The sequence below is a fragment of the Fibrobacter sp. genome, assembly GCF_017545445.1.
GTDB lineage: Bacteria > Fibrobacterota > Fibrobacteria > Fibrobacterales > Fibrobacteraceae > Fibrobacter.
On record NZ_JAFWOM010000098.1, the window covers coordinates 1 to 14,529 of the forward strand.

Below are 14,529 nucleotides of genomic sequence, written 5' to 3' on the forward strand. Positions count from 1 at the left end.
ATTTTTGCGTTGGGCGCGAGTTTCGCAATCGCGGTGATGCTCTGGCCAAAGCGCCCGCCACCGTGGGAGCAGAACGGCAGAATTCGCTTGCCCGTAAAGTCGTAACTTTCGAGCAAAGTCGCAATAGGCATCGGGATACTCGCCCACCAGTTGGGGTAACCGATGATAATCGTTTCGTAGTCGGCCCACTTCTTTGCGTCGGGCTTTTTCTTGAGGGCTGGGCGCGCTTGTTTGTGCTGGTCGTTCTGCGCCTGCTTCAAGACGGTATTGTAGTCGTCGGAATAGGGCTTGACGAGTTCTAATTCCACCATGTCAAAACCGGTTTGCTTCTTGATTTCGCGGGCGACACCGCGGGTATTCCCGCTCCAGGAATAGAAAACGATCAGCGCACGGGAACTGCCTTTCGAGTTCGCCGCCGCTTGCGTCTTTTCGCCCTTAAAGCCCGCCGCTTCCTGGGTCACAAAAGTTCCCTTGACGCCTGCACCCGCATTCATGGCGAGTCTGAGCCCCACATTGTAACTCTTGCTGGATTGCTGCATGGCTCCGCGATAGGCGCTGCGGAGGTTCTTGCCGAAATCGTTCCAGCCGCCACCGCGATGCACGCGCCTTGTGCCCGAAGGCTTGCCCGCCGGATCGACCGTCACGCTTGTCGAACCCGCAGAAACACCATAATCGCCGTAAAAATCAAAACACCATTCGCCCACGTTCCCGTAAATGTCGTAAAGCCCGAAGGGATTGGGCTTGAATTTGCCCACGGGGAGCGTGTTCCCGCGGTAAACGCCGGGGCGGGTTTCCAGAACCTCGTCGTTGAAATAGTTCTGCTCGATTTGATACGGATAATGCCCGTAAAAATTCACGTCGTCGGCACCGGGAGCCTTCTTTGTGTAGAACGGCGTGGTCGTGCCGCCCCGGGCCGCGTATTCCCATTCCGCTTCGGTGGGGAGCCTGAAGCCGTTCGCCTCACGATTCCAGCTGACCGCATCGCCTTCGATAGCGTAAACGGGAGTGCGTCCGTCGCGTTCGCTTAACTTGTTGCAAAAACGAGCCGCTTCGAGCCATGTGATGTTTTCGACGGGCAAATCGTCACCCCTGAAACTGGAAGGATTTTCGCCCATTACCTCGCGGTAAAGCTTTTGCGTCACCTCGTATTTGCCCAGGTAAAAATCGGAGACCTTCACCTTGTGGAGCGTCTCGTCGTTGACGCGCCAGTCCTCGTTTGCGGGGCTTCCCATGTTGAAAGTCCCGCCCTTGATAAGCACGAAGCCGTCGGGCGCAGGTGCCGCCGCAAGCGACACCGCCGAGAACCACAAAATTGCACAAGATAAAAGTTTAGCGAACTTCATAAATTTTCTCCATTATACACCATTTCCATTGCGGATAAAAAGTCGCAGGCTGTATGAATTCTCCTTTGGAGAATGACTCGTGTGAAAATTATTTTATTTCAACTTCCCGTAATCTTCGTCGCTCACGGGCTCAAGCCATTCGTTGCGACCGCCTTCGCCGGGAACTTCGATTGCCAAATGCTGGAACCAGGAATCCGGAGCCGCCCCGTGCCAATGCTTGACTCCAGCCGGAATGTTCACCACGTCGCCGGGTTTCAATTCCACCGCCGGCTTGCCCCATTCCTGGTAGTAGCCGCGGCCCGCCGTCGCGATGAGAATTTGGCCACCGCCCTTCTTTGCATGGTGAATATGCCAGTTGTTGCGGCATGCCGGTTCAAAAGTCACGTTCCCGACACCCACCTGTTCCTTGCTGATCATGTCGAGATAGCTCTTGCCCACGAAATACTTGGCGTAGGCGTCGTTCGGCTTGCCCACCGGGAACACACTCCAGTCCTTGCCCGGCACGCTTCGACCTTGCTCAGCGACCTTTGCGTCCGACGCGTTTACAGCACCAGCCGCGTTCAAGGTCCCTGAGCTTGCCGAAGGGCCTTGTTGGCTTGCCGTCTCAGCCACCGCTTCCTTGAGCAGTCGCAACGCGTTCAGCGTGCGCGGGTACCCGCAATACGGCAAGCAGTTGTAAATCGCCTGTTCCACGTATTCGGCCGTACGAATCTTCAGGTTCGCGCCGATATGTGCCTTGAGCTGCGGCTCCGTTCCCAGGTTCACGAGAATCGCCATCGTCAAGAGTTCGCGGGTATTCAGGTCGAGCCCCTTGCGGGTGTAGTAATCGCCAAAGCAGTTGCTCGCAAGGAAGTAATTGATGGTCGGCATACCGCTCTTGCCGTTCTTCGCCATGTCGCGGAAAGTCTGGCCGAACAGCGTTCCCTGCGCGTCGGCACCCGCCTCCAGGCGGGACTGCGCCGTCACCGTCGCACGATTCTCGTCCACCTTCACGTTCTTCGCCTTGAACACGCTGCGGGCAATTTCCACCGCATCCACCGTCCGCGGGAACCCGGTGTAGGGGGCACACTGGTAAATGGCCTCGAGAATTTCTTCGGGAGCAAGCCCCTGCGCAAGCGCCGTCGCCACCTCTTCTTGCAAAAGAGCGCCCGACTGCTGCGTCACAAGCGACACCAGGCGAATCAACTCCACCTCGCGCTTTTCCACAAGCGGAGTCGCCGCCGGAACCTCGTTCTGCGTGAAGTTATCCATCACGGCACGCAGTTCCTTGTCCTGCGAAAGTGCCTTCGCCTCGCCCTGCGGGCAGCAGTCACATGCGGCAAGCACCGCACCCATACCAAGCATCGTCATAATCGTCCCTAGTTTCATGGTTTATTCCTTTTCTTTCTACGCCTTTAATATAAATAAATGCGCAAATTCCGCAAAATACCATTTTTTCATGCTCAGTATGCGTGAAACGCATAGTGAAAACGATACAATTCCGTTTCTTTCCCATTTTGTCATTTTATGACACTCTAAAAATATATTTTTGCTCTAGCACGGTCAAAAGGCTTCATTTTCCTCAAATAAGCCAATTGACTCAAGTTTCACCACTTGCACCGGCACGAGGAAAAATGTATATTGACTATAGTTCAATTCAACAATGGAGGTCATCATGGCACTAGCAATCGCATCAGTACCGATACTGACCGGCGAAGCGTCGGACAGGTTTGACCTCATGATGGAAGAAAGCGAAAAGCGTCGCGGTTCCATCGATTTTTCCAAGCAAATTGAACAGGCCAGGGACATTCTCTCCAAGGCCGATTTTAGAGAATTTAAGTAATGAACTTTCTCCAACAGAATTGCCGCTTTGGGTTCTACACTCAAGGCAAGGTCGCCCTATGCAAATCATTCAAGTGCGGGGACAACGATTTGGATGATTTCTTCACGAAAGACGCCTTTTTGCAGAGCGAAGAGCTGCTTTGCAAGAATTATTGTTTTTCTCTTGTCGATGACCCGGCTCAACTGGTGGCGGTTTTTACGCTTTCCAATGACAGCATCAAGAAAATTCCCGGATCTCGCAAAAGAAAGATTGAGAAGAACATCCCCCGCGAAAAGATATACAGCAGCTATCCGGCCGTCATGATTGGCAGACTCGGCATAAGCCTTGATTTTCAGAGCAAACATCAGACAAGCCTTTAAACAGTCGCCTGATGTATTTCGACTTGATTGAATTAAAGAAAAGGACCAGCAATCCTAAGTAAGGCGCAAGCCTACTTCACCCACTTATCGACTTCTTTTTGAGCCTTGTCAAAAAGCTAGTTTATTCCAAGGAATGACGTTTGCTTCTGTCAGCGACAATTCCTTTGCCCCCGCGTATAAAACGGCTTTTTGCTCGTGGGGATATCCAGAAATTTTTCCCCAGAAATTCAGATTGTCGAGGAACTCCCAGTTGAACGTTTCCGCCGACTTGATTTCGTAAGCGTACGGTTTTCCACCCCGGTCCTGAATCAAGTCCACTTCATGGCCGACGTTATCTCTCCAAAAAGAAAGCCTTGGTTCTTTACCCTGATTTAATGAACTTTTCATAAATTCATTGATGACCAGATTCTCGAAAAGACTCCCTCGGGCAAAGTGCGATTTTAGTTGATTCACACTATCAATTTCAAGCAGCGAACAAGCAAGACCGGTGTCGTAGAAATAAAGCTTGGGCGTCTTTACAACCCGCTTGTTGAAGTTACGGAAGTCAGGCCTTAAGCGGTAAAGTATGAAACTGGCCTCCAGCACGGAAAGCCATGAATTTATCGTTGGTGTAGAAACGCCGCACTCGTTTGCAAGCGATGACTCATTTAACAGTTGCCCAATTCTTCCGGCACACAACTTCAAGAATTTTACGAATAAATTCAAGTTTCCCACATTCTTGAGTGTACGCAAATCGCGTTCCACATAAGTGCGCAGGTAACTCGCGTGGAATCATACGCACACCACCCTCAGTTCGCTACTTTTTTACAAATATAAAATGCAATTTTAAAATTGTAAAGTTTTCCCCTCTTTTCGGGGGGGGGAAGGGAGACGTAAAACTCCCGAATCCATTCGGATCCGGGAGTTTTCTTTTACGGAATTCAGTGTAGTCAGCCTACTTCACCCACTTGTCGACTTCTTTTTGGGCCTTGTCGCGTTCGTTCTGGGCCACGTGTCCGTAGATGGCAAGGCCGGGGGTCACATTCGCGCCGGTCACCTTCTTGAGGCGCGCAACACCCGAGAGGCCGCTGCCTTCGTGGGTCACGAACGGGTGAATCGTCTTGCCCTTCAGGTTATACTTCTCGAAGAAGGTGAACATGGGCATGGGCATTTCACCCCACCACACCGGGTAACCGACGTAAATCTCGTCGAATTCTTCGGGGTTCACGTTCACCGGCTTGATGGCCGGACGCGCGTCCTGCGCAAGTTCCTTCTTGGCCACGTTGATGCAGTCGTCGTATTTCTTGGGGTATTCCTTCGCGGGTTCCACGTGCAAAAGCGTGCCGCCCGTCTTTTTCGCAATCATCTCGGCAATAATCTCGGTATTGCCCTTGGAAATGTTTCCGACGCTGTAGTTTTCATCGGCACGGGAATAGTAAACGACGAGGATTTTCTTTTCTGCTGCCATAGAGACTCCTAGAAGAAGTGATAAAAGAATCAAGGTGATTTTTTTCATGGGATCCGCCTTTTCTGTTAAAAATTCCTTTGAACCGGTTGCCTTTAATATAAATAATTTCAGGACGACCGCGTAATGCGTAATTTTTATGCCCAGTATGCGTGTAGTGCATAGTGAGCAAACGGTCGGCGACAATGAAGGTCTTTAGTCACCGGGATTCCAGTCCTTGAAATGCTGAATTTCGGCGAGGGTCGAGGTAAAGAAACGCTTTTCCTTGTCTAGGCCGCGAATCTTTTTCATGTCGTCTTCGGAAAGCTTGAAGTTATACACCTCGATGTTTTCCTTGATGTAATCCGGGTTGCGGGCCCCTGGAATCGTGGAGAAGCCTTCCTGCACGTGCCAGCGGAGGATAATCTGCGCGGGCGACTTCTTGTACTTTGCCGCCAGTTCCTTGATGGTCTTGTCGCCAAAGAGGGTCGCGTTGCCGCCGGTGCCGCCCAACGGGAACCAGCCTTCTACCGCGATGCCAAGCTTCTTGCACTTTTCTCGGAAGGCCTTGCGCTGCGCATACGGGTGCAGTTCAATCTGCACGATGGCGGGCCGGATTTTTGCCTTCGCGATGATTTCGTCGAATGCACGCTCGTCCATGTCAAAGTTCGAAATCCCGATGGACTTGATCTTGCCCTGCTTCACCGCCTCTTCGAGGCCGCGCCAACCCGCCATGTAGTCGCCCACAGGCTGGTGCAGGTAAACCAGGTCGATGTAATCCACGTCCAAGCGTTCCAGCATCTTGTCGATAGATTCAGCGGCGTTACCGTGATCGTAATCCGTGGGCCAGAGCTTGGAGGTAATCCAGATTTCTTCGCGGGGGATTCCCGACTCCTTCACGGCAGCGCCAACACCACGCTCGTTGCGGTAGGCGTGAGCCGTATCCACGTGCCTGTAGTCGAGCTTGAGCGCCACCGCCAAAGCGTCCTTCGCCTCGGCCACCGAAGAATTGTAAGTGCCTAGCCCGAACTGCGGAATGGCACGCCCGTCGTTCAACGGGATGGTGACAGGATTCACCTTCGGGGTGGCTGTCCCCGCCGCAGCAGCGAGCGCCGCAGTCGAAAGCATCATAGCAACAGTCTTGTTCATTTTGGTTCTCCTTATTGATTTCCCGCCGGGCGCACATCGGACCATTCAAAATGGGAAGTGCGTTTTGCGATATACCACTTGCCGTCAATCTTTTGGTATTCGTCCTCATAACGGACTCCCTGTAAATTCTGCGTGTGCACGCCCTCCGCGTTTTTCCCGATGAGCATCACGGTGCAATAAGACACGCCCTTGGCACGGTCGCCATCGATGGTCACTACCTGCTGGCCGTTGGAATGGTAAACCGTATCGAACAGCGAGAGGAACCTGGCACAGGCCTTCTCGATTTCGTCACGCCCCTTGAGCGTAGAGGCATTCCCGCCCACGATGGATGTCATGGTGGCATCTTCGGTAAAAAGCATGCTCTGGGTCTTGGTGTCACGCATGTCGGCCAAATTCGAGAAGGTGTCCACCAGTTCTTTCAACGCCTGCTTTTCAACAAGTTCTTCCATTTTCATTTGAGCCTCCTTGTTGCAGTCGCAAGCAGAAAACAAAAGGGCCGCTGCGACAGTTAAAAGTGTAACGAGTTTTTTCATTTTGGTTCTCCTTGCGGCAAGTGCCGCGGTTATGCGAATTTCTCCGGATCAAGCATGCGCACCACCTTGGCGGGGCTTCCTACGGCAACGGCATAATCGGGAATGTCCTTCGTGACCACGGAACCTGCGCCCACCACGGCATGTTTGCCGATACACACGCCGGGCAACACGGAAACACCCGCACCAAGCCACGCGTCTTCCTTGATAAGCACGGGCTTGCACTGCAAAACCGCACGGTCGTAAAGGTCGTGGTTGTTCGAAAGCAACTGCACATTGGCCGCAATCCAAGCGCCGTCCTCAATGGTGATGCCGCCGCGGGCCATCAGGAGCAGGTTGCTGCCGATATACACGTTCTTTCCGATTTTCACACGCTCAAAGCATACACCCTGAAGCGGAGCCGTGAGCATCGTCCCTTCGCCGATATTGTCGCCGAACAGTTCCTTGACCACCTTGCCGTATTCCTCGGTCATGGGCATGGTGTGGTTCAACTTGAACAGAATCTGGGCGTTCTTCGAGCCGATTTCAAAGGCCTCGGGGTCCGGGATTCGGGAATCGACGATTTCTTCTTTGCAGTCCATAAGTGCTCCTTGCTTGCGCATTTTTGTTGTTTACACTTGAATTATAGGTTGTTTTGACCCGAATTCAAATGGCAAGTTATGGGCTAGTGCAAAATAAGCGACAGATGTTCAAAAAGTGCATATTATTTTGTATATTTTACGGTATGAAACCAGCCGCCCACAAAGAAGATTTGCGCATCCGGCGCACCAAGGAATCCATCTACACGGCGTTCAAGCAGATGGTCTGCGAAATGCCCTACGAAAAGATTACCGTCAAGGCCCTCGCCGACCGCGCCATGATCAACCGCAACACGTTCTACCTGCACTACGAAAGCACCGACGACGTGCTCCGCGAAATCCAAGCGGGCTACATGGAGCGTTATATTGAGCTCGTGAAAGACTACAACTACCTCGACAACCAGAAAGAAATCGTGCGCTCTTTTTTCGAGTTCATGGAATCGCAAGACGAGTTCTTCAAGAAAATCACCTGCGACAGCCGCCTGGACTACGTGCGCGAACCCATGCAACGCAAGGTCTTGGCCCACACCCATTCCAAAACGACGCGACTCCACACCAAGCAGGTCTGCATCCAGAATATCGTACGGGCGTTCAACAACACCACGCTCGCGCTATACCGCCAGTGGGTGCAAGACGGCCGTAAAATCCCGCTTAAACAAATGATTGAACTTGCCGCAACTCTCATGGAAGGCGGCATCAAGGCTTTCGCAAACAGGGAGTAAAATAAGGCGTTCCATTGCCTAGTCCCTGAGCCAACGAAGGTGAGCGAGGGTGAGGCTTCCCCCACCTATGCCTTCAAAGCATATCTTTTATGCGAAATAAGTATTTTGATTTGTTGCGGGATTTGGTTATTTTTAGGGCATGAGGTGGTTCAGTTTCTTGTTCGTTTTCCTGTTCGTGGCGTGTTCGAGCGATGCTGCGTCGCAGGCAGTGCCGAAGGTTTCGAACAAAGGAGATTCAAGCGTGCAGAATAGCAAAGGGGCGGCCCCAACGGTCAAGTTGAATTCGGGTTTCGATATGCCGGTTCTCGGGCTTGGCACTTGGACTTTGCGCGGCAAGGTGGCTGAAGATGCGGTCTATGTCGCCATCAAGAACGGGTATCGACTGATTGATACGGCAAAATATTACGACAACGAAGAAGCCGTGGGCAAGGGAATCCGCCGGGCGATTGACGATGGGCTTGTGAAGCGTGGAGATTTGTTCGTGACATCGAAACTGGTGCCGTGGAGCAACTCCTTGGACGAAGACATCGACGACTCACTCGAAAAACTGGGGCTTGAATATATTGATTTGATGCTGTTGCACCAGCACGGGAGCGATGCCGAGGACAAGGCGGTTTACAAGGCTATGGAACGCGCGGTGAAGGCGAAGAAGATCCGTTCCATCGGCATATCGAATTACTACACCGAAAAGACGGCGAAGCGCTTTTTTGCTGATTTCGAAATCAAGCCTGCCGTGGTGCAAAACGAGAACCATGTGTTTTACCAGAACACGGAATTCAAGGATTACGCAAAGCGCTATGGCGCTGTGGTGGAATCTTATTACCCGCTGGGCGGGCGCGGCCACACCGAAGATGTTTTGGGGAACAAGGTTGTCGCAAAGATAGCGAAGGCTCATGGGAAATCGGCCGCACAGGTGGTGTTGCGTTGGCATGTGCAATCGGGCTACATTGCCATTCCGGGCTCCAAGAACCCCGACCACATCGCAGAAAACATATCGATTTTCGACTTCGAGTTGACAGACGACGAAATGAAGCAAATCGCCGCCCTCGATACGGGACACCGCTACGAGAACTGGTGAAAATCGTCAAAATTTTAGTCATAATGGATAAAAAAGTACATTTTTTATCCAATACAGTGTATTTATTGAATAAAAAAGCTATTTTTATGGGTGAAGGACGGTTTCTCTATGAAGATAGCCATACAAAACCAGCGCAAGGAGCGGGACAGACTTCTCGGTCTGCCGTATATCCCCCGTCAAACCATATACAACTTTGACGAATTGCTGAAAAGCCCGAACATCAAACTTTTGACGGGGCCGAGGCGTGTCGGAAAATCCACCCAGGCCCTTTTGATGTTGCGGGGCAAGAACTTCGCCTACCTGAATTTTGACGATAACGAACTATTAAAAAAATGGGACGAACAGCAGGCGGAGATGTTACTTGGGGAAATTTACCCGAATTACGAGTACTTGCTGCTGGACGAAGTACAGAACATTGACGGCTGGGATGTCTGGGTAAATAAACTATACCGCCGTGGCGTAAATTTGGTCATAACCGGCAGTAACGCCAAAATGCTTTCTGGCGAAATGGCAACCGTACTAACTGGCCGCTACCTTGAAATCAACATGCTGCCATTTAGCCTTGCCGAGGCATCGCAGTTTGCGGGGCGCCTGGGTAATGCAGAAAAAATACAGGACGACTTTTTGAAAAACGGCGGTTATCCGGAGACTTTTACTCAAAGGTCTATTACCCAAAGTTATTTACAGACCCTTTTCGACTCCATTCTGTACAAGGATATTGTCAGAAGACATAAGATCAGAAACGCAACAGACTTGAACAATGTAGCCATGTTTCTTTTGTCCAATTTCACGGGAACATTTAGCTACAATGACGTGGCAGATGACCTTGGGCTCTCTAGCGTCACCACAACAAAAAAGTTCATGGATTACTTGCACGAGCCGTTTCTATTTTATTATCTGGACAGGTATAACAACAAACTAAAGCTGATGAAAAAAGCGCCTCGCAAGGTGTATGTGGTTGATAATGGTTTTGTTGCGTCGAAGGCTTTCAATTTGAGCGAAAATCTCGGGAAATTGCTGGAAAACCAGGTCTTTGTGGAGTTGCTCCATCGTGGGTATAACACCGAAAAGACTTTGTTCTATTACCATTCCCGAAACGACAAGGAAACCGACTTTGTACTTCGTGAAGGTAACAAGGTCAAGGAACTTATCCAGGTTTGCTACGACATGTCCAAAGAAAAGACTATAAAGCGGGAAGTGGACAGCATCGTCGAATGTGCTGGAGAACTAGGCTGCGACAACCTAACTATTGTGACATGGAACGAGGAAAGGACTATCGAAAAAAAAGGCTACACCATCAAAGTTGTGCCTGTGGGTAAGTTTTAAACGTTCACTATTCACTTGACGCATAGCGGATTTATTATATTCTCCCCAAAAGGGGCTTTTTATGTTTGTCGAGACTTACATCTTGCGATTGCTGGCCGGGTTCCTGGAATACGGGACGCTTTCGGCCGTTGCGGACAAGCTCTACACTTCGCAGCCGGCGGTGAGCCGCGCGTTCAAGAAGCTGGAAGACGAAATCGGCGCTCCACTTTTCGAGCGCAAAAAGAACCGCATCGAGCTGAACGAGAAGGGACGCACAGTCGCCGAATACGCGAAGCGCATCATGGACTTGCAAAGCGAGATGATGGAAAAGGTGAGCCCGCAGGGAGCGAGCACGCGCACGTTCTCTATCGCGTCGGTGGCCATTCTCCCCGCCATGCGGATGGTGCAGGAACTGCAGGAGAAATACCCCGGTGCGCAAGTCACTTACGAGATTATCGACAACGAGGCGGGCGTGCTAAAGGCGCTGAACGAGGGCACGGCGGATATCGGCATCACGCTCAAGGCCCCACGCGCAAAGAAATACCGCGCCGAAAAATACATGCAGGAGCGGCTCTCGATTGCGCTCCCCAAAAAGCACCCGCTGGCCAAGCGCAAGTCCATCCGGCTCCGTGAACTCAAGGGCGAGACCATCATCCAGCGCAGCAACGTGGGCTTCTGGGAGCAGGTCAAGCGCAAGAAGATTCCCGATGTCACCTTCATCAAGCACGACAGCACGAAGGGCATTTCAAAGCTCATCGAGCAGTCTTCGCTGTTGACCTTCGTTTCGGACCAGAAGTTCGACTACGACATTCCCAAGAGCCGCAAGATTGTGCCGCTCGCCGACCGCGAAATGAACGTGGAATTTTTCAAGGTGACTCTGGCGTAGAATCTATTTCCCGCTGGTCGCCTTATCGCCAAACAGCGCGCGGGCATTGCATTGTCGCGACTTATTTCCTGATGAACTTTTCGTCGGTCTTGGGCATGGTGTTGTCGGGCGTGTAGCGTTCGACAGTCATTTTCAAGTCGTACTTGTCGCGGAGTTTCGCAATCGTCTTCATCATGGGCGAAGCGTGGTGCACGTCGATGGCCGCCTGGCTTTCCCACGCGTCAATCAGCAAGATGGTCTCGGGATCGTCCAGCGACTGGAAATATTCGTAGCGGATGTTGCCATTCTCGGCACGGATTTTCGCCACCGTCCCGCTAGAAACCATCTCTTCGGCGAACTTCTTTGCCGCCCCGTTCTTACCCGTATAGCGCAGGTTTACCGTAATGTTGCTCATGGCACTCTCCGCAAACACGCTCGCAGCGAGCGCAAGGATTGAAAATAGCGTTAAAAACTTGAGTTTCACTTTGCCACTCCGAAATGCTTTGCATATAATATAAATTTTTTCGGAGCATGCACAAAATGCTTAATTTTCATGCTCAGTATGCGTGTGACGCATAGTGAAAGCAAATGCTTTTATGGTTTGCTGTCGGAAAAATCTTCTTCAGATAAAGCAATAGCCAATCCGGTTGAATATGGCATTCCCAGACGCCTTTGAAATTTCCCGTCAATTCATGGTTACGATGCTTTGCCTCAAGCGGTTGATCAAGTCGCAATTTTTCAATGACATTTTCTAGAAGCGAAATGTCCAACCCCCGCTTCCGAGCAAGTTTCACTCCCGCCTTAAAACGAGATGTCTTAATAAGCTCATAGACCATTACTTGCAATCCTCAAGGAGTTCCTTGGCAGAAGAATACCTTTTTGTCCTGGGGTTCCTAGCAAGGCCTTTCGCCTCTTCAATAGCGGCCAACGTCGAATCCGAGAACTCGCGTTGAGGCGGAACGATATCGAAAGGGATGCAGCGCTGATTAATCGCCTGCTTCAAGAAAAGTCTAATAGCCGTAGTGATATCCAGTCCGAGTGATTCAAATAAATCTTCCGCCTGGTCCTTGGTGGCTTTGTCGATTCTTGTCTGCAAAACTGCATTTGCCATATGAATTACCTCGTTTTTGTACAAATTTAATTCATTTTCAATGCAAATGCAATACATTTGACCGTTAATTTGCGAATTTGGGACCGATTTAGGCCATTTATCTTCACACATCTTTCCTCCCTCCGCCTACATGCATAAAAAAGGCGGGGCTTTGCTTGTTTTACACTGTGCGAGAAAATAATTTTCTACACACTTGTGCACTAAATATAAATTACCAGATGGCGGTTGTCAAGAGGTTTATGCATTTTTTGAAGGGGAATGTTTTTGCCTAGGGGCAAGCCCCCTCCCCCTTTCATCGTTACACAAGGTTGTGTACCAGGCGTTTGACTTATATCCTCACGCTGAGCACGGCGCCTTTGGTGTCGCTGTAGAATAGCGGGGCGATGGTGACCTTGGGCGGGGTCTGCTTTTCGCCGACTTTTTCCTTGTAGAACACGCTGCCGATGTACCAGCCGATGGAGGCTCCCATCAAGGTGCCCGCGACGGCGTCGGAGAACCAGTGGGCCTCCCCTTTTGCGCCGAGCACCATGCTTGTCGCGATGTAGCCCGCATACAGGGCGCAGCCCGCCACGACGAGAGGCTTGTCGCGGTTGTAGCTTGCGATGCTCATGGCCATGGCCGCGTTGGTCATGGAATGCCCCGAGGGCCAGCCGTAAAATACTCCGCGCCTAAAAAATCCCCACTTGAAATCGCGGGAACGCTCGCCGCTGTTGAGTTCCGCGTCGGGGTGCTCGCGAGCCGAAATCGCCTTGAGGATGTTGTTGTAGAGGAACGCCACGGCGGTGGCCTGCACGGCGACGGCACCGGTGTTGTTCAGCGCGCGGTTGTCGCTGATAAAGTACATGTAGCCCGGAACAAGGATCGGGAAGAACGTTCCCATCATCATGCCGGGAGTGAATGCGATGCCGTAAACAAGTTGATCCTGACGCGCTGCAAAACGGGCCACCATCAGGTCGTTGTTTTCCATCGAGAACTTGTACGTAAGCGCACCGCCGAGGATGTGGAACCCGAGCGGCCAGCCGAACACACTCAGCAGCATGTTGTGGCCCAAATGATCGAACGGGGAAAGCTTTTGTGCGCTATCGATGGCTGCGGAATCCACGGTTGTTGAATCAATCGAAGGCGTTTCGGCATGAGCATCGGCAACATTTACGCTGTCGGGAAATTCGGCAGAGGGATCCGCGGCGTACGCCACCGTCGTGAACACGAGCGAAAGCAATACCGTCTTGAATGTCGTCAGAACTTTTTTCATCGATTATCTACAAATTCCCAAAATTTAACAGCCTTGTCAAGCCACCCTTCCGCAACCGTACCCGTTCCTAGGCCAAAACCATGGGAAAGACCCTTTTTTCCCGCATTCCTCCCCCTATTCCGACTTTGCAGAGAGAATATACCTGACAACTTCGGGATTGTTATGGTCGATGATTTCGCTATGGCCTATGTCCAGAGCATCAATCTGCTTCATGTCTTCGGCGGTAAGTGAAAAGTCCCAAATGTCAATATTCTGTTCCATGCGTTCCTTATGAACGGATTTCGGAATAATGGAAACCCCGCGCTGGGCATTCCACTTGAGAGCCACCTGGGCGGCGGTCTTGCCGTACTTTTCGCCGATGGCACTCAGGAGCGGGTGCGTGAAAATGCCGTGCTTGCCTTCGGCGAGCGGTGCCCAAGCCTGCGGGACGGTGCCGTAGCCCTTCATGTTTTCGATGGCGGCATACTGCGAAAAGAACGGATGCAATTCGATCTGGTTCACGTGCTCATTCTCAATAGCAGTCTTTATTATCTCTCGAACGATTGGCCAAAGATAGTCTGTAAGTTCATCATCGTCTTCTGGGGTGAAATCAGTAATGCCGCTACGAATAAGTCCCATTTTCAAATGGTCAATTGAAAAATAAGGGTATTTGTATTTCTCAAGCATCCGTTGTGCCAGAATCGTTTTCCCGACATGGGATGCTCCCGTTATAATTATTACCATCTTTACCTCCGCAACTGGAATTTGTGCGATTAACTTCCGGTTTATTCTTCCATCAAGGATTATGAATTACATTTCTCTTTCCACTATTGGCAGTTCCTCTTACTTCTTCGTGGTAAAAGTAATCTACGATTGTTGGATGTCCTTTCTCTACTCTCTCATACGGAGTTTCATTATCAACAAACCTGCAATCATACTTTTTAGCCAGCTCTTCTGCTTTCTTTTCCAGCGCTTCAAAATAGCTGCGGTTCTTTTTGTTATAAATTTCGTCA

The 14,529-nt window shown here is 51.0% G+C and carries 18 protein-coding genes and 1 pseudogene; 6 read left to right on the forward strand and 13 right to left on the reverse strand.

Annotated elements, in window-relative coordinates:
• Together IKG78_RS11090 and IKG78_RS11095 are read right to left on the reverse strand one after the other, a co-directional pair.
• Positions 1-1,343 (reverse strand): flavodoxin (locus IKG78_RS11090; protein ID WP_290943364.1); only part of this gene is annotated, 1,343 nt, incomplete at its 3' end.
• Positions 1,344-1,436: 93 nt separating this feature from the next.
• The gene (locus tag IKG78_RS11095) at positions 1,437-2,711 is read right to left on the reverse strand and encodes a carboxymuconolactone decarboxylase family protein (protein ID WP_290943366.1); all 1,275 of its coding nucleotides are present in this window, start codon (positions 2,709-2,711) and stop codon (positions 1,437-1,439) included.
• Positions 2,712-2,997: 286 nt separating this feature from the next.
• Here IKG78_RS11095 and IKG78_RS11100 point away from each other — a divergent pair, with 286 nt between their 5' ends.
• Positions 2,998-3,165 (forward strand): hypothetical protein, encoded by a 168-nt coding sequence (locus tag IKG78_RS11100; protein ID WP_173319863.1) that lies wholly within the window; start codon positions 2,998-3,000, stop codon positions 3,163-3,165.
• Positions 3,165-3,524: a hypothetical protein gene (locus IKG78_RS11105; RefSeq protein WP_290943368.1), complete on the forward strand. Its 360-nt coding sequence runs from the start codon at positions 3,165-3,167 to the stop codon at positions 3,522-3,524. The genes IKG78_RS11100 and IKG78_RS11105 overlap by 1 nt, the downstream gene beginning before the upstream one ends.
• Before the next feature lie 108 nt (positions 3,525-3,632).
• On the opposite strand, the gene IKG78_RS11110 is transcribed toward IKG78_RS11105, so the two are convergent.
• The 5 genes from IKG78_RS11110 to IKG78_RS11130 all read right to left on the reverse strand — a co-directional run bounded on the left by IKG78_RS11110 (position 3,633) and on the right by IKG78_RS11130 (position 7,207).
• On the reverse strand, positions 3,633-4,268 hold the full coding sequence (locus tag IKG78_RS11110) for a DUF4143 domain-containing protein (protein WP_290943370.1): 636 nt from the start codon (positions 4,266-4,268) through the stop codon (positions 3,633-3,635).
• 190 nt (positions 4,269-4,458) lie between these two features.
• Complete coding sequence (locus tag IKG78_RS11115) at positions 4,459-4,971, reverse strand: flavodoxin (RefSeq protein ID WP_073189543.1); 513 nt, start codon at positions 4,969-4,971, stop codon at positions 4,459-4,461.
• A gap of 192 nt (positions 4,972-5,163) precedes the next feature.
• On the reverse strand, positions 5,164-6,096 hold the full coding sequence (locus IKG78_RS11120; protein ID WP_290943372.1) for an aldo/keto reductase: 933 nt from the start codon (positions 6,094-6,096) through the stop codon (positions 5,164-5,166).
• A gap of 11 nt (positions 6,097-6,107) precedes the next feature.
• Complete coding sequence (locus IKG78_RS11125) at positions 6,108-6,629, reverse strand: nuclear transport factor 2 family protein (protein WP_290943374.1); 522 nt, start codon at positions 6,627-6,629, stop codon at positions 6,108-6,110.
• Positions 6,630-6,658: 29 nt separating this feature from the next.
• The gene (locus IKG78_RS11130; protein ID WP_217651017.1) at positions 6,659-7,207 is read right to left on the reverse strand and encodes a DapH/DapD/GlmU-related protein; all 549 of its coding nucleotides are present in this window, start codon (positions 7,205-7,207) and stop codon (positions 6,659-6,661) included.
• Positions 7,208-7,350: 143 nt separating this feature from the next.
• On the opposite strand from IKG78_RS11130, the gene IKG78_RS11135 reads away from it, so the two are divergent.
• The 4 genes from IKG78_RS11135 to IKG78_RS11150 all read left to right on the forward strand — a co-directional run bounded on the left by IKG78_RS11135 (position 7,351) and on the right by IKG78_RS11150 (position 11,195).
• Positions 7,351-7,926, forward strand: a complete 576-nt coding sequence (locus IKG78_RS11135; protein ID WP_290943377.1) for a TetR family transcriptional regulator — start codon at positions 7,351-7,353, stop codon at positions 7,924-7,926.
• 139 nt (positions 7,927-8,065) lie between these two features.
• Positions 8,066-9,004: an aldo/keto reductase gene (locus IKG78_RS11140; RefSeq protein ID WP_290943379.1), complete on the forward strand. Its 939-nt coding sequence runs from the start codon at positions 8,066-8,068 to the stop codon at positions 9,002-9,004.
• Between the two features lie 108 nt (positions 9,005-9,112).
• Positions 9,113-10,330, forward strand: coding sequence for an ATP-binding protein (locus tag IKG78_RS11145; RefSeq protein WP_290943383.1), 1,218 nt, complete (start codon positions 9,113-9,115; stop codon positions 10,328-10,330).
• Between the two features lie 61 nt (positions 10,331-10,391).
• The gene (locus IKG78_RS11150; protein WP_290943385.1) at positions 10,392-11,195 is read left to right on the forward strand and encodes a LysR family transcriptional regulator; all 804 of its coding nucleotides are present in this window, start codon (positions 10,392-10,394) and stop codon (positions 11,193-11,195) included.
• Positions 11,196-11,256: 61 nt separating this feature from the next.
• Here IKG78_RS11150 and IKG78_RS11155 read toward each other — a convergent pair whose 3' ends face one another.
• The 6 genes and pseudogenes from IKG78_RS11155 to IKG78_RS11175 form a co-directional block, all read right to left on the reverse strand.
• Positions 11,257-11,589 (reverse strand): putative quinol monooxygenase, encoded by a 333-nt coding sequence (locus IKG78_RS11155; RefSeq protein ID WP_366075271.1) that lies wholly within the window; start codon positions 11,587-11,589, stop codon positions 11,257-11,259.
• Between the two features lie 142 nt (positions 11,590-11,731).
• Positions 11,732-12,010 carry a type II toxin-antitoxin system YafQ family toxin gene (locus tag IKG78_RS20390; protein WP_366075268.1) on the reverse strand — a complete coding sequence of 93 codons (279 nt, stop codon included), beginning with the start codon at positions 12,008-12,010 and terminating at the stop codon, positions 11,732-11,734.
• Positions 12,010-12,285 carry a type II toxin-antitoxin system RelB/DinJ family antitoxin gene (locus tag IKG78_RS11160; RefSeq protein ID WP_290943389.1) on the reverse strand — a complete coding sequence of 92 codons (276 nt, stop codon included), beginning with the start codon at positions 12,283-12,285 and terminating at the stop codon, positions 12,010-12,012. Before IKG78_RS11160 ends, IKG78_RS20390 begins: the two co-directional genes overlap by 1 nt.
• Before the next feature lie 328 nt (positions 12,286-12,613).
• Complete coding sequence (locus IKG78_RS11165; RefSeq protein WP_290943392.1) at positions 12,614-13,537, reverse strand: phosphatase PAP2 family protein; 924 nt, start codon at positions 13,535-13,537, stop codon at positions 12,614-12,616.
• Positions 13,538-13,651: 114 nt separating this feature from the next.
• Complete coding sequence (locus IKG78_RS11170; RefSeq protein ID WP_290943395.1) at positions 13,652-14,260, reverse strand: aldo/keto reductase; 609 nt, start codon at positions 14,258-14,260, stop codon at positions 13,652-13,654.
• Positions 14,261-14,312: 52 nt separating this feature from the next.
• Positions 14,313-14,529: pseudogene (locus tag IKG78_RS11175) on the reverse strand (radical SAM mobile pair protein B); the annotation flags it as partial.